The organism is Kitasatospora sp. NPDC036993 (assembly GCF_055607525.1).
The window spans coordinates 506,731-526,417 of the sequence record NZ_JBVJRP010000003.1; the positions used below are offsets into that span (position 1 = coordinate 506,731).

At 72.5% G+C, this 19,687-nt stretch carries 17 protein-coding genes; 7 read left to right on the forward strand and 10 right to left on the reverse strand.

Annotated features, from left to right (window positions below; all coding sequences use genetic code 11):
* Positions 1-105: 105 nt before the first annotated feature.
* The gene (gene infC / locus ACZ7C5_RS08560; RefSeq protein WP_401087746.1) at positions 106-876 is read right to left on the reverse strand and encodes a translation initiation factor IF-3; all 771 of its coding nucleotides are present in this window, start codon (positions 874-876) and stop codon (positions 106-108) included.
* A gap of 464 nt (positions 877-1,340) precedes the next feature.
* Here infC and ACZ7C5_RS08565 point away from each other — a divergent pair, with 464 nt between their 5' ends.
* The gene (locus ACZ7C5_RS08565) at positions 1,341-1,757 is read left to right on the forward strand and encodes a DUF1844 domain-containing protein (RefSeq protein ID WP_401087583.1); all 417 of its coding nucleotides are present in this window, start codon (positions 1,341-1,343) and stop codon (positions 1,755-1,757) included.
* Between the two features lie 53 nt (positions 1,758-1,810).
* Here the strand turns inward: ACZ7C5_RS08565 and ACZ7C5_RS08570 are convergent, their stop codons facing one another.
* Positions 1,811-2,584 carry an SseB family protein gene (locus tag ACZ7C5_RS08570; protein WP_401087585.1) on the reverse strand — a complete coding sequence of 258 codons (774 nt, stop codon included), beginning with the start codon at positions 2,582-2,584 and terminating at the stop codon, positions 1,811-1,813.
* Between the two features lie 91 nt (positions 2,585-2,675).
* Here ACZ7C5_RS08570 and ACZ7C5_RS08575 point away from each other — a divergent pair, with 91 nt between their 5' ends.
* From ACZ7C5_RS08575 to ACZ7C5_RS08585, 3 genes are all read left to right on the forward strand, one after another.
* A complete protein-coding gene (locus tag ACZ7C5_RS08575) occupies positions 2,676-3,899 on the forward strand; it encodes an amino acid deaminase/aldolase (RefSeq protein ID WP_470322282.1) in 1,224 nt (407 codons plus the stop codon).
* A gap of 62 nt (positions 3,900-3,961) precedes the next feature.
* Positions 3,962-4,372, forward strand: coding sequence for a hypothetical protein (locus ACZ7C5_RS08580; RefSeq protein WP_401087589.1), 411 nt, complete (start codon positions 3,962-3,964; stop codon positions 4,370-4,372).
* A gap of 241 nt (positions 4,373-4,613) precedes the next feature.
* Positions 4,614-5,528 carry a lytic polysaccharide monooxygenase auxiliary activity family 9 protein gene (locus ACZ7C5_RS08585; RefSeq protein WP_188299326.1) on the forward strand — a complete coding sequence of 305 codons (915 nt, stop codon included), beginning with the start codon at positions 4,614-4,616 and terminating at the stop codon, positions 5,526-5,528.
* Between the two features lie 152 nt (positions 5,529-5,680).
* Here ACZ7C5_RS08585 and ACZ7C5_RS08590 read toward each other — a convergent pair whose 3' ends face one another.
* From ACZ7C5_RS08590 to ACZ7C5_RS08605, 4 genes are all read right to left on the reverse strand, one after another.
* On the reverse strand, positions 5,681-6,862 hold the full coding sequence (locus ACZ7C5_RS08590) for a DUF2510 domain-containing protein (RefSeq protein WP_470322283.1): 1,182 nt from the start codon (positions 6,860-6,862) through the stop codon (positions 5,681-5,683).
* Between the two features lie 122 nt (positions 6,863-6,984).
* The gene (locus ACZ7C5_RS08595; RefSeq protein ID WP_401087593.1) at positions 6,985-7,785 is read right to left on the reverse strand and encodes a 3-oxoacyl-ACP reductase; all 801 of its coding nucleotides are present in this window, start codon (positions 7,783-7,785) and stop codon (positions 6,985-6,987) included.
* 7 nt (positions 7,786-7,792) lie between these two features.
* A complete protein-coding gene (locus tag ACZ7C5_RS08600; RefSeq protein ID WP_401087594.1) occupies positions 7,793-9,199 on the reverse strand; it encodes an aldehyde dehydrogenase family protein in 1,407 nt (468 codons plus the stop codon).
* Between the two features lie 23 nt (positions 9,200-9,222).
* The gene (locus tag ACZ7C5_RS08605) at positions 9,223-10,560 is read right to left on the reverse strand and encodes a glutamine synthetase family protein (RefSeq protein WP_470322320.1); all 1,338 of its coding nucleotides are present in this window, start codon (positions 10,558-10,560) and stop codon (positions 9,223-9,225) included.
* Between the two features lie 218 nt (positions 10,561-10,778).
* Between ACZ7C5_RS08605 and ACZ7C5_RS08610 the strand changes: the two genes are divergently transcribed.
* The 3 genes from ACZ7C5_RS08610 (at position 10,779) to ACZ7C5_RS08620 (ending at position 13,727) form a co-directional block, all read left to right on the forward strand.
* Complete coding sequence (locus ACZ7C5_RS08610; RefSeq protein WP_401087596.1) at positions 10,779-11,507, forward strand: gamma-glutamyl-gamma-aminobutyrate hydrolase family protein; 729 nt, start codon at positions 10,779-10,781, stop codon at positions 11,505-11,507.
* Between the two features lie 194 nt (positions 11,508-11,701).
* Positions 11,702-12,766, forward strand: a complete 1,065-nt coding sequence (locus ACZ7C5_RS08615) for a cation diffusion facilitator family transporter (protein ID WP_401087598.1) — start codon at positions 11,702-11,704, stop codon at positions 12,764-12,766.
* Positions 12,767-12,824: 58 nt separating this feature from the next.
* Positions 12,825-13,727 carry a 5'-3' exonuclease gene (locus ACZ7C5_RS08620; RefSeq protein WP_401087750.1) on the forward strand — a complete coding sequence of 301 codons (903 nt, stop codon included), beginning with the start codon at positions 12,825-12,827 and terminating at the stop codon, positions 13,725-13,727.
* 60 nt (positions 13,728-13,787) lie between these two features.
* Here ACZ7C5_RS08620 and ACZ7C5_RS08625 read toward each other — a convergent pair whose 3' ends face one another.
* The 4 genes from ACZ7C5_RS08625 to ACZ7C5_RS08640 form a co-directional block, all read right to left on the reverse strand.
* Positions 13,788-14,006, reverse strand: coding sequence for a tetratricopeptide repeat protein (locus tag ACZ7C5_RS08625; protein WP_470322284.1), 219 nt, complete (start codon positions 14,004-14,006; stop codon positions 13,788-13,790).
* An 858-nt stretch (positions 14,007-14,864) separates the two neighbouring features.
* On the reverse strand, positions 14,865-15,782 hold the full coding sequence (locus ACZ7C5_RS08630) for a hypothetical protein (protein ID WP_470322285.1): 918 nt from the start codon (positions 15,780-15,782) through the stop codon (positions 14,865-14,867).
* A gap of 555 nt (positions 15,783-16,337) precedes the next feature.
* The gene (locus tag ACZ7C5_RS08635; RefSeq protein WP_470322286.1) at positions 16,338-16,931 is read right to left on the reverse strand and encodes a hypothetical protein; all 594 of its coding nucleotides are present in this window, start codon (positions 16,929-16,931) and stop codon (positions 16,338-16,340) included.
* A gap of 65 nt (positions 16,932-16,996) precedes the next feature.
* Positions 16,997-19,675, reverse strand: a complete 2,679-nt coding sequence (locus ACZ7C5_RS08640) for a pPIWI_RE module domain-containing protein (protein WP_470322287.1) — start codon at positions 19,673-19,675, stop codon at positions 16,997-16,999.
* Positions 19,676-19,687: the final 12 nt, after the last annotated feature.

Below are 19,687 nucleotides of genomic sequence, written 5' to 3' on the forward strand. Positions count from 1 at the left end.
GCGGCTGCTGCCACGCGGGCGCGAACTGGATGGATCTGCGGTGACCGGGCGGGACGCCCCGTCACCCTGTGGGCCGGTCTCCCGGGCCTCCTGGCCGGTGAAGGCTCAGGCGCCCTGGGAGGCGGCCGGCTGCTCGACCGGAGCGTCGGCCTCGTCGGCCGGCGCCTCGGCCGGGGCGTCCTGCGCCTCGGTCACGGCGTCGTCCGCCTCGGCCGCGGCGTCCAGGGCGTCATCCGCCTCGATCGCAGCGTCCAGGGCGTCGTCCTCCTCGGCGTCCGCAGGGGCGTCGGAGCCGGCGACGCGGCCCTGACGCTCGGCCTTGCGGGCGTCCGCGAGGGCGCGGGCCTCGGCCATCGCCTCGGTCTTCTTCTTGTGCGGGCCAAGGACCATGATCATGTTGCGGCCGTCCTGCTTGGGCGAGGACTCCACGAAGCCCAGGTCCTGGACGTCGTCGGCAAGCCGCTGAAGCAGACGGAAGCCCAGCTCGGGGCGGGACTGCTCACGACCGCGGAACATGATCGTGATCTTGACCTTGTCGCCCTGCTTGAGGAACCGAACGACGTGACCCTTCTTGGTGTCATAGTCGTGCGGGTCGATCTTCGGCCGGAGCTTCATCTCCTTGATGACCGTGTGCGCCTGGTTCTTGCGCGCCTCACGGGCCTTCATGGCCGACTCGTACTTGAACTTGCCGTAGTCCATGAGCTTGCACACCGGCGGCCGGGCGGTCGCCGCGACCTCGACCAGGTCGAGGTCGTACTCCTGCGCGAGCTCCAGCGCCTTGGCAAGCGGCACGATGCCGACCTGCTCGCCGCTGGGACCGACGAGTCGCACCTCGGGGACGCGAATCCGGTCGTTGATGCGGGGCTCGGTGCTGATGGGGCCTCCTCGGTTGCACCTTCTGCGATGCGGCCGTCGGACGGCGGTCGCACGTAGTGGACTCGACCACTGGGCGGGGCTTCATTCGTGCTGCGCTGTCCGGTACGTACACCGCCACACGAAAAAAGCCCCGCTCGGTACAAGCGGGGCTCCACACAACCGGGGGCGACGCCCGGTGAGGGGCGCTGCGGCGACTCGGCGCCAGAGGCGCCCGTCGCGGACCGGGACCCGTCGACCCTGAGGCCGACCAGGTGGGAGACTTTCGCGGTTGCCCTCTCGGGCCTCCTCGGTGGAGCCTCCACTTGCTGGCCAGGTGCCCATACGGGATCCCGGCCGGTCAGTCTCGAAGCTTACAGGGTCACGCTGTCGAACGCTATTCCGCCCCGCCCCGCGGCCGCGGACACGACCGTCTCCCGGCGCGGATACGGCCGTGTCCCGGTGCGGATGGCCCCCTTGTACGCTCCATGGGTACGGACCGATCGACACGATGGAACGAGCCCCCCTTGAGCAGCGAGCCCACCCAGAACCCCGGCGCGGACGACGACGCGATCGGCTTCGACGACCTCACCCGCGACATCGCCGAGGTCCCGGCCGTCGAGGTGATCACCACCGTGGCGGTGCACCTGATGAGCGCCGCCGCCGTCAAGTGCGGTCTCGCCGAGGGCGGCGAGAAGGACAAGGACCTGGACGAGGCCCGCAAGCTGATCACCGCGCTGGCCGGGCTGGTCACCGCCGGCGCCCCCGAGGTCAGCAACTTCCACGCCGCCCCGCTGCGCGACGGGCTGCGCTCGCTCCAGCTCGCGTTCCGCGAGGCCTCCATCGTCCCGGACGCGCCGGGCACCGGACCGGGCGAGAAGTTCACCGGGCCGGTCTACTCCTGAGGCCGGCTCCGGACGGGAGTACCTACTAGGCCAGTAGGTACTCCCGTTCCCGTCTACCGCTGGTAGAGCCGCTCCCCCGGCAGCTCCGCGTTCGCCGGCAGCACCGCGAGGTCCAGCCCCCGGTCCAGCCGCACCCGCAGCACCGGGTCGGCGGCCACCGCCTGCCCGACCCGCTGCGCGGCCGCCTGTAGCCCGGCCTGGTCCAGCGCCGGGTCGAACACCACCGCGAGCACCCCGTCCGAGTCCTCCGAGCCCGCCAGCAGCCCGCTGACCACCTGCGGCTCGGCCGCCAGCAGCCCGCGGACCGCCTCGCGCACCTCCGGGTCCAGGACCGGCGGCACGAACGCGCGGTTCTCCGCGAGCGCCCGCAGCCGGGCACCGCCCAGCTGGAAGGGCACCGGCCCCGCCGGGTCGATCAGCAGGGTGTCGGCGCGCTCCGAGAAGGCGACCATCGCGGCCTGCGGGGCCGCCGTCGGCGCCGGCCGGGCGTCGGCGCGCCAGCGGGCGAGCGCCTCCAGCGACGTGAAGGCCGGCAGCGCGCGGCGCCCGTCCGGGGCCTCCAGGACCGGGACGGCCATGTCGCTGGTCTTGTCGTGCCGGTGCCCGTGCTCGTCCACCTCGACCTCGCCGAGGATCGCGACGATCGGGACCATCAGCCGGGTGGGGGTCAGCGCCGCCAGCACCGCCGGCTCGGCCGCGCGGTCCTGCGACCAGCGGGCGAGCGCCTCGACGAGCGCCGGGTCGGCGGTGCCGTCGTCGTCGGAGAAGCCGGGATTCGGGATGCTCTTGCCGACGAACGCCGGGTTGGAGAAGTCTTTGCGGTCCACCCGCCCGACCCTATGCCACCGGGCGCGAGCGGCCCCGGTTCCCTGCACGCGGGGCCTACCCCCCGGTAGCGCGGTGTGGCACCCTGCGCGCATGGTGATCCTCGACGCGCCCGCGACCGCGCCCGCCCCGGTCTCCGACCGCCTCCGGTACGACCGCGCCACCGCCCACCTGGACGGTCCGGTGGCCGTCGTGGACCTCGCCGCGTTCGACGCGAACGCCGCCGACCTGGTCCGCCGGGCGGGCGGCAAGCCGATCCGGCTGGCCAGCAAGTCGGTCCGCTGCCGGGCGCTGCTGGAGCGGGCCCTGGCCGTGGACGGCTTCCTCGGGGTGATGAGCTTCACCCTGGACGAGTCGCTCTGGCTGGCCCGCACCGGCGTCCGCGACGTCCTGCTCGCCTACCCCTCCGCCGACCGGGCCGGCTTCGCCGAGCTGACCGCCGACCCGGAGGCCGCCCGCGAGATCACCGTCGTGCTGGACGACCCTGCCCAGCTGGACCTGATCGACGGGGCCCGGGGCGGCGACGCCGAGGTCCGGGTCTGCCTGGAGCTGGACACCTCGCTGCACCTGCTCGGCGGCAGGATCCGGGTGGGCGCCCGGCGCTCACCGCTGCGCACCCCCGAGGACCTCGGCGCCTTCGCCGAACTCGTCCAGCGCCGCCGGGGCTTCCGGGTGGTCGGCCTGATGGCGTACGAGGGGCACGTCGCCGGGGTCGGCGACCGGGTGCCGGGACGGCCGGTGCGCTCGCAGCTGATCCGGCTGATGCAGGCCAGGGCGAGGACCGAGCTGGCCGAGCGGCGGGCGGCGACGGTCCGGCGGCTGCGGCAGGTGGCCGACCTGGAGTTCGTCAACGGCGGCGGCACCGGCAGCGTGGAGTCCACCGTGGCCGAGCGCGCCGTCACCGAGGTGGCGGCCGGCTCCGGGCTGTACCTCCCGCAGCTGTTCGACAACTACCGCTCCTTCCGCGGCCGCCCGGCCGCGCTGTTCGGCCAGCCCGTGGTGCGCCGCCCCGGCCTCGGCGTGGTGACGGTGCTCGGCGGCGGCTACCCGGCCTCCGGCGCGGCCGGCCCGGACCGCTCGCCGGTCCCCTACCTGCCGGCCGGGCTGCGTTACGACCCGATGGAGGGCGCCGGGGAGGTGCAGACCCCGCTGCTCGGCCCGGCCGCGGACGACCTGCTGATCGGCGACCGGGTCTGGTTCCGGCACGCCAAGGCGGGCGAGCTGTGCGAACGCTTCGCCGAGCTGCACCTGGTCGAGGGCGACCGGATCGTCCGGACCGTGCCGACGTACCGGGGTGAGGGGAGGACGTTCCTCTGACGCTTCGTCCGCCGCTGCCCTAGCGTGGTGCCCGACACCGCGGCAGTGACGAGGGGAGCGGCATGGACGCCGAGATCACGGAGATTGCGACGAGGGGTGCGACCGCGCTGGCCGGCCTCATGGTCACCTCGGCCTGGGACCGGGTCAGGCCGCGGGTCGCCGCGCTGTTCGGCCGCAGGGCGGACTCGGTCTCCGAGGAGCTGGACGAGGCCCGGGCCGAGCTGGTCGCGGCGCGGGAGGGCGACGGCGAGTCCGCCGCCCGGAGCGTGCAGGGCGAGTGGGAGCCGAAGCTGCGCCGGCTGCTGGCCAACGACCCGGCCGTGGTCGCCGAACTCCAGGCCGTCCTCGACGAGTTCGCCCCGAAGCCGGCCGAGCGGCCGAACGTGGTGCACAACGAGCTCAAGGACATGACGGTCAGCGGCGGCATCGTGATCCAGGCCGGCACCATCACGGCCCGCGACATCGGGAGCTGACCTTTCCGGAGCCTTAACTGGGCCCGATGGAACGGCTAACCACTGCCGTCCATCGGGCCTTTGCGCTGTTCCGGGGCCTACAGTGCGTCAACAAGCACAGCACGCGCGGCTATTGCCATCTGGTCCAGACCAATCCTACGCTCTGGCCGGGGGCCGCGCGCCGGGCCGGCGGCTCCCGAACGGGCAGGCGTGCCCGTTCCCCCACGCACGCCCGGAACGACGGTCAAGGAGTCCCCACCCCATGTCCATCAAGCGAAGTGCCCTGTCCGTCGGCGTGATCGGCGCCGCGGTCCTCGCGGTGGCCGGTGCCACCGCCGGCACCGCCAGCGCCCACGGCACGATGACCAACCCCGTGAGCCGGGTCGCCGCCTGCTACGCCGAGGGCCCCGAGCACCCGGTGTCCCAGATCTGCAAGGACCTCGTCGCCGCGAGCGGCACCCAGCCGCTCTACGACTGGAACGAGGTCAACATCGCCAACGCCAACGGCAACCACCAGGCGGTGATCCCGGACGGCAAGCTCTGCTCGGCCAACCGCGACAAGTACGCCGCGCTGGACTGGCCGCGCACCGACTGGCCGGCCACCGCGGTGAAGGCCGGCGCCTTCACCTTCCAGTTCCGCACCACCGCGCCGCACGTCGGCACCCAGACCGTCTACATCACCAAGCCGGGCTACGACCCGACCAAGCCGCTCAAGTGGTCGGACCTCGACGCGACCCCGGTGGCCAAGGTTCAGGTCGACCGCAACGCCGTCAACGGCTCCTACTCCTACTCCGGCACCCTGCCGCAGCGCACCGGCCGCCAGGTCCTGTACACGGTGTGGCAGCGCAGCGACAGCCCGGAGGCCTTCTACGCCTGCTCCGACGTCGACTTCGGCGCCTCCACCACCGCCGTGTCCGCGCTCGCCGCCCAGGCCCCGGCCGCGCCCAGCGACGCCCAGATCGCCGCCGACGCGTCCAAGTCCACGGTCGCCCACCACGGCCACGGCGGGGACCCCGACTCCCCGGCCGGCCAGGTGGTCCCGACCGCCTCCGCGGCCGTGGGCGGCACCTCGTCCACCGGTCCGCTGCTGCTCGCCGGCGCCGCCGCGATCGGCGTCGGCTGGGCCGGCATGGTGCTCCGGCGCCGTCGCGTCGAGGCTGTTCGACACGACTCCTGACGCCGGACGCGGGACCGGGCCGGCCACACCCCCGTCCGGTCCGGTTCCCGCGGCACCACCCGCGACAGCGAACGGCGGCGGCCCACCCGGAGGATTCCCTCCCGGGTGGGCCGCCGCCGTGTGAGGAGCGCGGGGCTCGGGTGAGCGCGAGCTCAGGTGGTGGTGCCCCCGGCGCCGCCGGAGCCCGAGCCGGTCCCGGGCAGCCCCGGGATGCTCGGCAGCTTGCCCTTGTAGTCGGTGATGCCCTTGACGATGGTGTCCATCACCGCGACGTCCGGCGCCTTGTCGGCGATGTCGAAGCCGAAACGCACCGAGACCAGCGACTTGCCGTCGGCCGACGGGAAGACCACGCTCTGCACGTAGCCGTTGTTGCCCTTGGGCGCGTCCACCTTCCAGCGGACCAGGTAGCCGTCCTGGCCGTTGACCTTCACGGCCTCCGACTTGAGCTCCTCGTGCCCGGTGATGTCGCCGTACGAGGTCTTGGCCGCCGCGACGACGTCGGCCTTGGCCGCCGACTGGGCGTCGGTGCCGCCGCCGGCGATGCGGCCGGTGTTCACGCCGCCGAGGGAGCAGTCGCCCTCGCCGCCCGCGCAGGTGTAGGAGCCGACGGTGAGCAGGGCGTAGCCGTCGCTGGTGGTGCCGGCCTCCCAGCCGGACGGGGCCGGCACGGTGAGGCGGTTCACCACGTCGACCGCCTTGTCGGCGCTCGGGCGGGTCTTGCCGCCCCCGCTGCCGCCGCTTCCGTTTCCGCCGTTGCCGTTCCCCCCGCTGCCGCCCTTGCTGTCCCCGCTGCCGCCGTTACTGCCGCCGTCCCCGTTGCCGGGGTCGCCGAAGCCCGGGAAGCCGCCCCACGGCCCGTAGCCGCCGCCCTGCGGGGCCGGGCGGGCGGAGCGCTGCGGGTGGTCCCCGTGGCCGTCCATCGCGAGGTAGGTGACGCCGGAGCCGGCGCCCAAGCCGAGCAGCGCGGCGACGGCGGTCGCCAGCACGAGCTTGGAGGGCTTGCGCCAGGCCTTGCGCGGCGGCGGCGCGGGCGAGCCGTAGGCGGTGCCGAACGGCGGCGGCTCCGGGTAGCGGACGGTCGGGCCGTTCTCCAGCACCTCGCCCTCCAGCACCCTGGGCTGCTCGGCCGTACCGGGCGCCTGGTCCGCGGCGGCCGTCGGCTCCGCCCCCGGGGTGGCCGGCGCCGACGTCCGGGCGTCCGGCGCCGGGGCGTCCGAGGGGGCGGGCCTGGTGTCGGCCGTCCAGCCCCTGCCGTCCCACCACCGCTGCGGCCTCGGGTCGCCGGTGGTGTCCTTCGGGTCCGGGTACCACCCGGCGGGAATCTGCTCACTCACGACAAAGAATCTAAAGGCATCCGGATAAACGCGAAATCAGCGCGGCAGGGTATTCCCGCAGTTTTCGATGAGATTCCGGTGAGAACCCGCTGCGGGCGCCTCCGCCGGCCTCGCGGCGGGCCCTACAGCGGGGTCACGTACGCCCCGGAGATGCCGCCGTCCACCAGGAACTCGCTCGCCGTGACGAACGAGGAGTCGTCGCTCGCCAGGAAGGCCACCGCGGCGGCGATCTCCTCGGCCCTGGCGAACCGGCCGAGCGGGATGTGCACCAGCCGGCGGGCGGCCCGCTCCGGGTCCGCGGCGAACAGTTCGCGCAGCAGCGGGGTGTCCACCGGCCCGGGCGAGAGCGCGTTGACCCGGATCCCCTCCCGGGCGAACTGCACGCCCAGCTCGCGCGACATCGCCAGCACCCCGCCCTTGGAGGCGGTGTACGAGATCTGCGAGGTGGCCGCGCCCATCCTGGCCACGAAGCTGGCGGTGTTGATGATCGAGCCCCGCCCGTGCCGGCGCATGTACGGCAGCGCGGCCTTGCAGCACAGGTAGACCGAGGTCAGGTTGACCTCCTGGACCCTGCGCCAGGCGTCCAGTCCGGTGGTCAGGATCGAGTCGTCCTCGGGCGGTGAGATGCCCGCGTTGTTGAAGGCGACGTCCACGCTGCCGAAGGTCTCGTACGCCTCGTCGAACAGCGCCTCGACCATGTAAGGGTCGGTGACGTCGGTGTGCACGAACAGCCCGCCGACCTCCTTGGCGGCGGCCTTCCCGGTCTCCTCGTCCAGGTCGGCGCAGACCACCTTCGCCCCCTCCGAGGCGAGCCTGCGGGCCGAGGCCAGGCCGATCCCGCTGCCCGCGCCGGTGACCACGGCGGTGCGACCGACCAGGCGGCGGCAGACGATGCCGTCCTGCGCGGCGTGCTTCTCGCTCATCGGGCTGTCACTCCTCGCTGTGGATGAAGACGTTCTTGGTCTCGGTGAAGTGGCGCAGCGCGTCCGGGCCCAGCTCGCGGCCCACCCCGGACTCGCCGAAGCCGCCGAAGGGCGTCCAGTAGCGCACCGAGGAGTGCGAGTTGACCGACAGGTTGCCCGCCCGGACGCCCCGGGCCAGGCGCAGCGCGCGGCCGACGTCCCTGGTCCAGATCGAGCCGGACAGGCCGTAGCGGGTGGCGTTGGCCAGCCGCAGCGCGTCGGCCTCGTCGGTGAACGGCAGGACGGCGGCGACCGGGCCGAAGATCTCCTCGGCGACGGCCGGGACCTGCGGGTCCTCGGGGGCGATCACCGTGGGCGGGTACCAGTAGCCGGGCCCGTCCGGGACCTCGCCGCGGGCCAGCACCGGCAGTTCGGGGGTGAGGTAGGAGGCCACCCGGCGGACCTGGGCGGCCGAGATCAGCGGGCCGAGCTGGGTGTCCGGGTCGGTCGGGTCGCCGGTGCGCAGGGCCTCGACGGCGGGCAGCAGCAGGGCGAGGAAGTCCTCGTACACCTCGCGCTGGACCAGGATCCGGCTGCGGGCGCAGCAGTCCTGGCCGCTGTTGTCGGCGAAGGACATCGGGTCGGCGGCGCGGGCCAGGTCGGCGTCGGCGAAGACGATGTTGGGGCTCTTGCCGCCGAGTTCCAGGGTGACCCGCTTGGCGCGGGCGGCGCAGCGGGCGGCGACCTCCTTGCCGACCACGGTCGAGCCGGTGAAGACGATCTTGCGGACGGCCGGGTGGTCCACCAGGGCCCGTCCGGTGGTGGCGCCCGCGCCCGGGACGACCTGGAACAGGCCCTCGGGCAGGCCGGCGGCGAGGGCGAGTTCGGCCAGCCGCAGGGCGGTCAGCGGGGTCGCCTCGGCGGGCTTGAGCAGGACGGCGTTGCCGGCCGCGAGGGCGGGGGCGAAGCCCCAGGCGGCGATCGGCATCGGGAAGTTCCACGGCGCGATCACCCCGACCACGCCGATCGGCTCGTGGCAGGTGACGTCCAGGCCGCCGGCCACCGGGATCTGCCGGCCGGTGAGCCGCTCCACTCCCCCGGCCGCGTACTCCAGCAGGTCCCGGACGTTGCCGGCCTCCCAGCGGGCGTTGGCCACGGTGTGGCCGGCCTCGCCCACCTCCAGGGCGGCCAGTTCGGGGACGTGCACCTCGACCTGGTCGGCGAACCGGCGCAGCAGCCGGGCGCGTTCGCCGGGGGCGAGCGCGGCCCAGCCGGTCTGGGCCTTCAGCGCCTGCTGGACGGCCGTGGCCAGCTGGTCGGGGGCGGTGTCGGGGACGGTGGCGATCACCTCGCCGGTGGCGGGGTTGCGGACGGTGCTCGCGGGGACGGCGCTCGCGGCGCCCTCGGGCGCGGTGCTCGCGGTCGGCTCGGTCATGGCTCACGTCCGTCGGTCATGCGTCACATCCGTTCGAAGGATCGGTAGCGCTCCCAGTCGGTGACCGCCCCGTCGTAGGCGGCCTGTTCGACCCTGGCCATGTTCAGGTAGTGCTCGACCACGTCGTCGCCGAAGGCCTCGCGGGCCAGTTCGCTGTCCTCCCAGAGCACGGCCGCCTCGCGCAGCGACCCGGGCACCCGCGCGTACTCGTCGACCGCGTAGGCGTTGCCGAGGCAGGGCGCGGGCAGTTCCAGCTTGCGCTGCAGCCCGTGCAGGCCGGCCGCGATCATCCCGGCCACCGCGAGGTACGGGTTGACGTCACCGCCCGGCACCCGGTTCTCCATCCGCAGGCCGGGGCCGTGGCCGACCACCCGGTAGGCGCAGGTGCGGTTGTCCCGGCCCCAGGCGACGGCGGTCGGGGCGAAGGAGCCTGGGCGGTAGCGCTTGTAGGAGTTGATGTTCGGCGCGTACAGCACGCTGAACTCGCGCAGCGCGAGCAGCTGGCCGGCCAGGAAGTGCCGCATGGTGTCGGTCATCCGGCCGTCCCGGTCGGCGAAGGCGGGGGCGCCGACGGCGTCGCGCAGCGAGAGGTGGATGTGGCAGCTGTTGCCCTCGCGCTCGTCGTACTTGGCCATGAAGGTGAGGGCGCAGCCGAGTTGGGCGGCGATCTCCTTCGCGCCGGTCTTGTAGACGCTGTGCTGGTCGCAGGTGGTGAGGGCGTCGGTGTAGCGGAAGGCGATCTCGTGCTGGCCGAGGTTGCACTCGCCCTTGGCGGACTCCACCACCAGGCCGGCGCCGGCCATCTCGGTGCGGATCCGGGACAGCAGCGGTTCGACCCTGGCCGTGCCCAGCATCGAGTAGTCCACGTTGTAGAGGTTCGCCGGGGTCAGGCCGCGGTAGCCGCCCAGCCAGGCCTGCTCGTAGGTGTCGCGGAAGACCAGGAACTCCAGTTCGGTGCCGATGTCGGCGGCCAGGCCGTGCTCGGCGAGCCGGGCGATCTGGCGGCGCAGCAGCTGGCGCGGGGCGGCGTCCACCGGGTGGCCGCCGTGCCGGGCGAGGTCGGCGGTGACCTGGGCGGTGCCGGGCTGCCAGGGGGTCAGCCGCAGGGTGCCGAGGTCGGGGCGCATGGCGAGGTCGCCGTAGCCGGTGGCCCAGGAGGAGAAGGCGTAGCCGTCCACGGTGTTCAGGTCGACGTCGACGGCGAGCAGGTAGTCGCAGGCCTCGGCGCCGTGCTCGGCGACCTCGTCGAGGAAGAACCGGGCGGCGAAGCGCTTGCCCTGGAGACGGCCCTGCATGTCGGTGAAGGCGAGCGCGACGGTGTGCACCTCACCGGCGTCGACCAGGGTGCGCAACCCGTCCAGACTCAGCGGAGGCCGGGGCGGCGAACCCGCTGCTGCCTTCCGGGACGCGGCGTTCTCGGGCACGGCGGAACCCTCCTCCTCGATCACTCTTCGAGATCAAGCGGTCACAGCGAACCGTACGGCCTGCGACTCGCGGGGCGGAAGAGGGCGGGCAGGTATGGCGCGCCGACGCGCGTGGCTGACGGTTGATCAGGTGGTTCGGGGGGAGAATGCGCGCCATGGATCGCAGGCCTTTGATCGGCGTCAGCACCTACCTGGTGGACGCGAGTTGGAGCGACTGGCGGGGCCGCCGGGTGGCCCTGCTGCCCGAGCGGTACACGGCGCAGGTCCGGGACTCCGGCGGGATCGCGGTGCTGCTGCCGCCGGACGCCCCCGAGCGCGCGCCCGAGGTGCTGGCCCGGCTGGACGCCCTGGTGATCGCGGGCGGTCCCGACCTCGACCCGGCGTACTACGGGGAGCCTGCCCATCCGGCGGCCGAGCTGGACTCCCCCGAGCGGGACGCCTGGGAGGTCGCGCTGCTGCGGGCGGCGCTGACGACGGGGATGCCGCTGCTGGCGGTCTGCCGGGGGATGCAGATCCTGAACGTGGTGTGCGGCGGGACGCTGGTGCAGCACCTGCCGGACGTGGTGCCGGTGGACGTGCACGGCGGATCGCCCGGGTGCTACGGCTCGCACCCGGTACGGCCGGTGCCGGGGACGCTGCTGGGCGGGCTGCTGCCGGAGCACGAGCTGGAGGTGCCGACCTTCCACCACCAGGCCGTCGGCCGGGTGGGGGCGGGCCTGCGGGTGAGCGCCCACGCGCCGGACGGGACGGTGGAGGCGGTGGAGGGCCCCGGCTTCGCGCTCGGGGTGCAGTGGCACCCGGAGCAGGGGGACGACCTGCGGCTGATGCGGGCGCTGGTCCGGGCGGCCACCGCGGCGGCGCTCGAAGCACTGGCGCTGGGATAGCTCAACTGGGCGCGGGGGCACGGGAGTTCGGCCCGCCGGGCGGCTGCGGGCTGCATCGGGTACGGCCGTCCGAACGGGAACGACAACGGTCACCAGTACAACCTTTGGATCTTTGTCGATTCTGCGGTTCACTTCGGTTGCGGGCCGGTCGTTACGCGCCCCCTTTCCCACCCGTGCGCCCAGAGAGGACTTCCATGGCCGGGCACGAGCAATCGCACGACGATCATGAGCATGACCACAAGCACTCGCACGGGTCCGGCGGACACGGCGGGCACGGGCACGGCGGCCACTCGCACGGGGTCTCCGCCGACGCGGACCGCCGCTGGCTGCTCAGCGCCCTCGCCCTGATCGTCGTCTTCATGGCCGGCGAGGTCGTGGTCGGCTTCGCCGCGCAGTCCCTGGCACTGATCTCGGACGCGGCGCACATGCTCACCGACGCCGCCTCGATCGTGCTCGCCCTGATCGCCATGCGGCTCGCCGCCCGCCCGGCCAGGGGCGGCTACACCTACGGCCTCAAGCGCGCCGAGATCCTCTCCGCGCAGGCCAACGGGGTGACCCTGCTGGTGCTGTCCGCCTGGCTGGGCTACGAGGCGATCACCCGGCTGTTCGAGCCGCCGGAGGTCACCGGCTCGCTGGTGCTGGTCACCGCGCTGATCGGGATCGTGGTCAACCTCGCGGCCACCTGGTGCATGTCCAAGGCCAACCGCAGCTCGCTGAACGTCGAGGGCGCGTTCCAGCACGTGCTGACCGACCTGTACGCCTTCATCGCCACCGCCGTCGCCGGCCTGGTCGTGGTGACCACCGGCTTCGCCCGGGCCGACGCGATCGCCTCGCTGATCGTCGTCGCGCTGATGCTCAAGGCCGGCATCGCGCTGGTCCGGGACTCCGGGCGGATCTTCCTGGAGGCCGCCCCGGCCGGGATCGACCCGGACGCGGTGGCCGACCGGATGGTCACCGAGCCGCTGGTCGAGGAGATCCACGACCTGCACATCTGGGAGATCACCTCGGGCCAGCCCGCCCTGTCCGCGCACATCCTGGTCACCCCCGGCGGCGACTGCCACGCGGTCCGGCGCCGGCTCCAGGGGCGGCTGGCCGGCGAGTACGGGATCACCCACAGCACGCTCCAGGTCGACCACGTCGGCGAGGACGAGGCGGGCGCGCTGCTCCAGATCGCCGGCCCCGGCGATCCCGCCGTCGACGCCGAGCACTGCGCCGACGCCCACGGCCCGGTCCACCGCGCCGGACCGCACGAGCACTGAAGTCGCCCTCCTGTCGTCGCGGTGCGGCATGATCTGTGACGTGACCGCACCGCGACTGATGCTGCTCGACTCCGCCAGCCTGTACTTCCGGGCCTACTTCGGCGTACCGGACACCCTGCGCTCGCCGCAGGGTGAGCCGGTCAACGCCGTCCGCGGGCTGCTGGACTTCATCGCCCGGCTGGTCCACGACCACCGCCCCGAGGAGCTCGTCGCCTGCATGGACGCCGACTGGCGCCCGCAGTGGCGGGTGGACCTGGTGCCCTCGTACAAGACCCACCGGGTCGCCGAGGCGGCCGAGGACGGCGAGGAGGAGGTGCCCGACACGCTCGCCCCGCAGGTCCCGGTGATCGAGCAGGTGCTGGACGCGCTCGGCATCGCCCGGGTCGGCTCCCCCGGCTACGAGGCGGACGACGTGATCGGCACCCTCACCGCCCGCGCCACCGGGCCGGTGCAGATCGTCACCGGCGACCGCGACCTCTTCCAGCTGGTCGACGACGACCGCGGGATCACCGTGCTCTACCCGGTCAAGGGCATGGGCAACCTCCAGGTCACCGACGACGCGCTGCTGCTGGAGAAGTACGGCGTGCGCGGCGACCGGTACGCCGACATGGCCGCCCTGCGCGGGGACCCGTCGGACGGCCTGCCCGGGGTCAAGGGCATCGGCGAGAAGACCGCCGCCCAGCTGATCAACGAGTACGGCGACCTCGCGGCGATCCGTGCCGCCGCCCTCGACCCCGGCTCCAGGCTCACCCCGGCCCGCCGCCGCAACATCGTCGAAGGCGCCGCCTACCTGGACGTCGCCCCCACGGTCGTCCGGGTCGCCGACGACGCCCCGCTGCCCGCCTTCGACCCGGCCCTGCCGACCGAGCCGCTCGACCCGATGACCCTGGAGCACCTCGCCACCCGCTGGGGCCTCGGCACCTCCCTGGACCGCCTCCTGGAGGCCCTCGCCGCACGCTGAGCCGCCGCACGCCGACTTCGACGCGCTGCGCACACGGATGGGTTCGACGTCAGCCGCACCTCACGGGTCCTGGAGCCATCGGGCACTGGCCACCTGCAGCGGCAGGTCTCTGATGATCCTGCGGTCGATCTCGGCCTCGGGATGGCCTTCCCCGTAGCGCGCCACATCCAGCTCCAACGCTTCCCCGGCCAGCGCGAGGGCCTGCTCCTCCTCCCCCAGAGCAGCATGGACCTGAGCCAGATGGATGAGTGCCGCTGACGCGCCCTTCTGCGGCACCACCCCCCGGGGGGACGCAGGACCTCCAGGGCTGACCGAAGATCGTCCCCGGCCTCTTGCAGGCGGGTTCGCGAGAAGCCCGCGGCAATGAGTCGGCACCTGCCGCGGATCGCCAGGAAGGACGCGTGGATATCGCTCCCGGAGCTGTAGTACTCCCGGAGGATCGCCTCTGCCCGATCGAGGATCGGAACCGCCTCCGGGGCGTTCAGCCGATCCAGTTCGGCATCCGCCGCAGTGAGCAAACCCTCCACATAGACTCTGTCGTGGCGGTCCTGCCGCCCCTTGGCCAACGCGTCGGCCAGAGTTCGCATGCTCTCCACACGAGCCTCCGGATCGCCGTTGCCGAGAGCGATGTCAGCGGCGTCCGAGAGCAGCACCCCCTGCCAGCCCGTGCTGTCCGAGGAAGGCTCCGCCGTGATCTCGGCGACCGCCCAGTCATGAAGGTCCACCGCCTCCGCAGCCCTCCCCACCAGCATCAAGAGCTTCGCCCGGACACGTGCGGCGAAGATGATCCCGTTCCCTGTCGAGCTGCCGTACCCGGCCTGCGGATCCCGCGGATCCGGAAGGTTCTCCAACACCTCCTCCGCCAGCGGGACGAACGAGAACCAGTCCGCGACCTGTCCCAGCCACGCGTAGGAGTCACGCGCGTCCCCTGGCCTCCCTCGTTCCGACGCGAGGACGACGTTCTCGCGAATGACCGTGACGGCGGTGTCCTGGTCTCCGGAGATCACCAGAGCCCTGGCGTAGACAGCCCGGGAAGCGAGATGCATCGCCGCATCGGCGAGTCCCCGACGGTGAGCGGACTGCGTCAGGTCATAGGACTGACGCGCGAGGGGCAGTCCTCCTTCGGCACCCTTCACGTCACAGAGCTTGAGCGCCAGCTCCATACCCAGGGCAATCACCGCAGGCCCGTCGAACCCGACGTCGCGTGCATGCCCCAGGGCCGCCTGCGCGTGCCCGACGACGGTGTGGAAGCGCTGGCCGTGTTTCCGTGCTGTTTCCCTGCCAGGAGCCGGCACACAGACCGACAGCCGTCTCGATCCACGGTCGGGCGTCATCGTGCGCGCCCTGGACCACCCGTCGGACGATCGGGTGGACGCTCACATGGCCACGGTCGACTCCGATCAGTCCCAACCCGGCCAATACGGCCACTGCCCCGTCCCTTCTGACGGGGCTCTCGAGTTCGGCTCTCGCCGACAAGCCGCGCTCGTCGGAGATCGGTCCCCACTCCGCGACGGACACGTCCCTCCGGCGTCGCAGCAGCCCGCGCCGGACCGTATGCCGCTCGGTGACGAAAGGCCTTATCGATGCTGTGTCGAAGATATGAAGCGGGAACGGCTCGCTCCCGAAGTACGAAGTGATGTCCAGCAGTCGAAGCGCCAGTGCGTCACGGCGCTCCGCTTCCCGGAGCGCCAGTTGCACGGTCCTCACCACTGTCCGTGGGTGCCCGCTCACCTGTCCCCGGCCCATGACCCCGAGGGGGTCCAGGGTCAGACGCTCCAGGAACTCCGACACCCCGATCCCCACCGACTGGCAGTAGTTCACCGCCTGGGCCAGCGCAAGCGGGCGATCACCGAGCGCCTCCGCCAATCGCTCGCCGTCCTCTGCCCGGGACTCGGGCAGGGACCTCCGGAGGAAATCCCTCGACTCCTGCCGGGGCCAGACCGTGAGCAACACCTTCTGGAAACCCTCATCGAGGTTGTTGCTCGTGCTGGTGATGACGACCCGGCACACGGAGCGACGCGGCACGAGCCCCCTGACTGCCTCCGGATCGGCCACGCCGTCGATGATGAGCAGGGTGTCAGGCCCCCGGGCAGGGCCGCCGCAGCGGGCCCCATCGGTAGGTCCACACCGGATGCCGGCCGAGTCCCGCCGTGCAGGTGCTCCAGACCGGCGATCAGGCCGGCCCTGGTATTACCGTCGATCACCACGGGTATGAGATGTCGCCCTGCCATAGTCGCCGCGAAGTGCACCGCCAAACTCGTCTTCCCGGTACCCGACAGACCGTGGATGACAACGGGTGCGACCGGCTCGGCCGTCCCGGGGGCCAGCAACCGCGTCAGTTCGTCGAGCTCGGCGGCTCGGCTGGTGAACATCGGATCGGTGACCCACCCCGGATCCGGTAGGACCGACAGTCCGGGCGCACCGAGGGCATCCGCCGTTTCCAGCAGCACCGCACGGATCTCCTCCGCACTCAGGTATCGATCATGCCGGGTGATCAAGCTCTTCCGCTCAGTGCATTCGCGGACCGTTGCCGTCACCCGGCGCAACCTCGCCGCACGCGACTCCGGCAGGTCCGTGCCCCGCTTGGCGGATCCGCTCCACCAGGGCGCGTTAACACTGGTCGGCATGGCGGGCGTCGCGATGATGTGCGCTCAGGTAGCCGGCCGTTCGCCACACGCCGACGTCCGAGATCTCATTGCGCCGAGGCAGCGGGTGTTGCGGCAACCGGAAGGATGAGCGGAACTCCGCGGCCTCGCACTCGGCGAGCTTGAGCATCCCCGCGACTCGCCGAGCGACCGTGCGCCCGGCTTCCCGGCTCGATCCGTTGCACGCCTTCCACAGGTCCTGGGCCGGACCGCTCATCCCCGCACTGCTCAGGAAGGCGGTCGTGCAGGATCGACCGGAGTCGGCCCAGGCGGTGTAAAGGCCGGCAAGGACGGCGTCCTTCGCCAGCGCGCTCCAGGTCCAGCCGCTGTCGGTCCGATGGTGCGGCTCGCGGTGCTTGATCGACACCAATTCGGGCCGGCCGCGGTCAGGGATCAGGACGAGGTCCGTCGAGTGCTCGATCAGCACCCCCGCCAGGTCCGACGCCAGATGACGCAGGATCGTGAGGGCGATGACCTCGTCCCGATAGTCGTAACGAGCCCTGGTCTGCGGAGCGGTGTTGCGACGGTCCGGCGGCAGGTCCCCGGCTGCCGTCGGCATCGCCGTGTCATCGTCGCCCCCGCAGCCGTTCGGTGGCGGAATCAGCAGACCCGCTTCGTGGCGGTCTACGACGCCCCCTCATCGTCCGTGGCGAGTGGCAGGACGTACTCTCCGGCCAGGCGCGCGAGGTGGAGCGGGAGCGGGCGCGCCAGGGGCGGGTAGTCATCGTGGTAGCGAAGCTGGTGGGACAGGGTGGCCCACTCGGCCGGGCGGTCCGCTGTACTGCCGGCCCGTCCGGAATCCGCCAGGGCTTCCTCCGACAGACAGCCGAGCACCGTCATCTCCAGCAACACCGGATTCCAGGCGGCCTTTCCGGGCGCGGTTCGGCACTCGGCGGTCGGGACCAGCTTCATCAGGTCCTTCGACACGCCTGCCGCCGTGTGCGGCCTACTGGCCGTGCTGGCGAAGACCCGGTTGTCCGGAGCGTCGGACGCCCAGACCCCCTCCGAGAAGCCGACCTTCTCGGACGACTCGTGCGCGTACCAGTCGGCCACCTCGCCCCGTCCATTGGCGTCCCGTACGAGCACCACTCGCAGGTCGGGCCCGTAGGCAGTGATCCGCTGGTCCGGCCCGTTCCCGAATCCCAGCATGTCGCGAATCAGCGCACCGTTGCGCAACCGCGGCCAGCACTGGCGGAGATTTCCGGCGCTGGCCAGTAGCAGCGTCGGCCGCTCACGGAGCTGGAAGAGCACCTCGCGGATCTGGCGCTCCGCCTCGGCCTGCCACTGCCGCTCGGTACCCTGGTCACCGCCCTCCCGATCAGTCTCCCCGGTCTGCGCCGTGGCCTCGTGGGAAGAGTTGGCGAGTGCCAGCAGCAACTGCGGGTACGGCACCCACTCGGCTCGCTCGGCGTCCCAGCCCTCCACGGATCCGGCCTCGGCGCCGGGCCTCATCCGCACGGCCACGATCCGGCGGACCGGACACCGGGTCGGTCCCTTCCTGGTGTAGCGGACCATCCAGAGCGCGGCATATTGGAGGTTCCCCGGAATTCCGGATCCCACGCGGTGCGCGGGCGGGCTGATCGCGCCGAGTTGGCGGAACGCGTCCAGCCAGGTCCACTTCGCCCGGTGCTCCAGGCCGGCTCCGTCGTCGCCCGGCAGGTTGACGAATTGGACCAGGCGCCCTTGGCGGGCCCAGGCGAGCCGCAGCGCATGCTTGGGGTCCGAGTCCGGTGCGGCCGCGAACCGGTCCTTCCCCGCGATTTCGGCGATCACGATGCCGACGTCGGCCGATGGTGAACCGGCCGAGCCGGCCACCAGTGCGCAGCGATCGGCGATCGCCTCGGCCAGCCGGACGGCGCGACGCCGCTTCCGGTTCCCGGAGATCGGCAGGGCCTGGGCCAGCCCTTCGGCAGGGCGGGTCCGAACCGTGAGCTGGATTCCGTCGACCTGCCACTGCCGGCTGTCATCCGTACCGACCCCGCTCCCCGGAGGCAGCCCGATGACGCCCGGCAAGGCCGCGAGCAGGGCGTCCCTGGTCTGCGGCGTCTGCCAGACGATCTCGACCTCCAGCGGACGGCCGTCGAGTGCGCGGACGAGGGCTGTCCGACGCAGCATGGCCTTCTGAGCCTCTCGGGTGTCCGGCTCGGTCGCCTTGACCGAACGCGGTAGCAACGAGGGAGTGTTGTGTCGGGTGACCCGAGCGAGGTCGCCCACCCGGCGAAGCACCGGCCGCAACCGCTCCTCCACCCAAGCGGCCAGCTCGGACCGTTCCCGCGGCATGAGTCCGGGGCCGACCTCGTGCGGGCCGAGCACCGGGTGGTAGACGATTCCGGCGGCCAGTCCGCGCTGTCCGCGCAACCACTTCTCGGGTGAGTCGAACAGCTCGGCCGGCTCCGGGTACTGCCGGACGATGTCCAGCTCGGGCAGCAGTAGTGCGGGGCTGCGCCGACGCCAGACAAGTTGCTTGGCCTGCCGGTCGAATCCCAGGGTGTTCTCGGCAATCCGGTAGCCGTGCCCCTGGCTCTCGGGCCACGGTAGCGGGGCATCGAGCAGCACCGTCGCACCGCTGAGCGCGCGGGGCGCCACTTCGAGACAGGTGGCCCACCGACGCACGCCTGTGGCAACGTGCACGCGGAACCGCGGGGCGAACGGCACGGTCTGCACCGTGATGGTCAGACAGGCCGAGTAGTACCAGGTCCGTCCACGGCGCTCGTACTGCCGCGGCGGCCAGGAGACCAGTTCGACGCCGTTTCCCGAGCTCACGACGCGGAAGTCCAGTGAGGCGTCACGAGTCCGGTACGGACTGCCGGAGAGACGGAAGGCGACGGCTTCCGGGAGCAGGTTGTAGAGCCGTTGCAGGGGCTCCGCGGTCCCCCCTGCCGAGGTCACGGTCTCGGTGAGGTCCACGCGCTCGGCCTCCCAGGTCGGGAGCGACACCGCGGCAACCGCGGGATCGGCGAGCAACTCTCCCTCCAGGTCGTCTTCGTCACCGTCGTCGGGGCCGGCCAGCCCGGCGGCCCAGGCGCCGAGCACCGGTGCCAGAACCTCCTGCGGCACGGTCTCCCGGGCGTACAGCCACGGCAGCCGACCGTCGACGCCGGCGTTGCGCCCGGTGGCGAGAACGCCAGGAACGGTTGCCCGCAGCAGGGAGTTGAGCCGGTACACAGGAAGGCCGACCTGACCGTCCTGACCACAGGCCTGCCGCCGACGGCGGACGAGCTCGGCGTGGAGATCGTCGCCGAGTCGAAGCACCTGCAGGTGTTCCTGCCATGCCCCGTGTGCGGGGTCCGGTTCGTATGCCACGGCACGGATCGT

Excerpts from the sequence above, each read along its gene's own strand:
- ACZ7C5_RS08565 (WP_401087583.1), top strand. The coding sequence starts at position 1,341 with ATGGGTACGGACCGATCGACACGATGGAACGAGCCCCCCTTGAGCAGC.
- ACZ7C5_RS08575 (WP_470322282.1), top strand. The coding sequence starts at position 2,676 with ATGGTGATCCTCGACGCGCCCGCGACCGCGCCCGCCCCGGTCTCCGAC.
- ACZ7C5_RS08580 (WP_401087589.1), top strand. The coding sequence starts at position 3,962 with ATGGACGCCGAGATCACGGAGATTGCGACGAGGGGTGCGACCGCGCTG.
- ACZ7C5_RS08585 (WP_188299326.1), top strand. The coding sequence starts at position 4,614 with ATGTCCATCAAGCGAAGTGCCCTGTCCGTCGGCGTGATCGGCGCCGCG.
- ACZ7C5_RS08595 (WP_401087593.1), bottom strand. The coding sequence starts at position 7,785 with ATGAGCGAGAAGCACGCCGCGCAGGACGGCATCGTCTGCCGCCGCCTG.
- ACZ7C5_RS08600 (WP_401087594.1), bottom strand. The coding sequence starts at position 9,199 with ATGACCGAGCCGACCGCGAGCACCGCGCCCGAGGGCGCCGCGAGCGCC.
- ACZ7C5_RS08610 (WP_401087596.1), top strand. The coding sequence starts at position 10,779 with ATGGATCGCAGGCCTTTGATCGGCGTCAGCACCTACCTGGTGGACGCG.
- ACZ7C5_RS08615 (WP_401087598.1), top strand. The coding sequence starts at position 11,702 with ATGGCCGGGCACGAGCAATCGCACGACGATCATGAGCATGACCACAAG.
- ACZ7C5_RS08620 (WP_401087750.1), top strand. The coding sequence starts at position 12,825 with ATGCTGCTCGACTCCGCCAGCCTGTACTTCCGGGCCTACTTCGGCGTA.
- ACZ7C5_RS08635 (WP_470322286.1), bottom strand. The coding sequence starts at position 16,931 with ATGCCGACGGCAGCCGGGGACCTGCCGCCGGACCGTCGCAACACCGCT.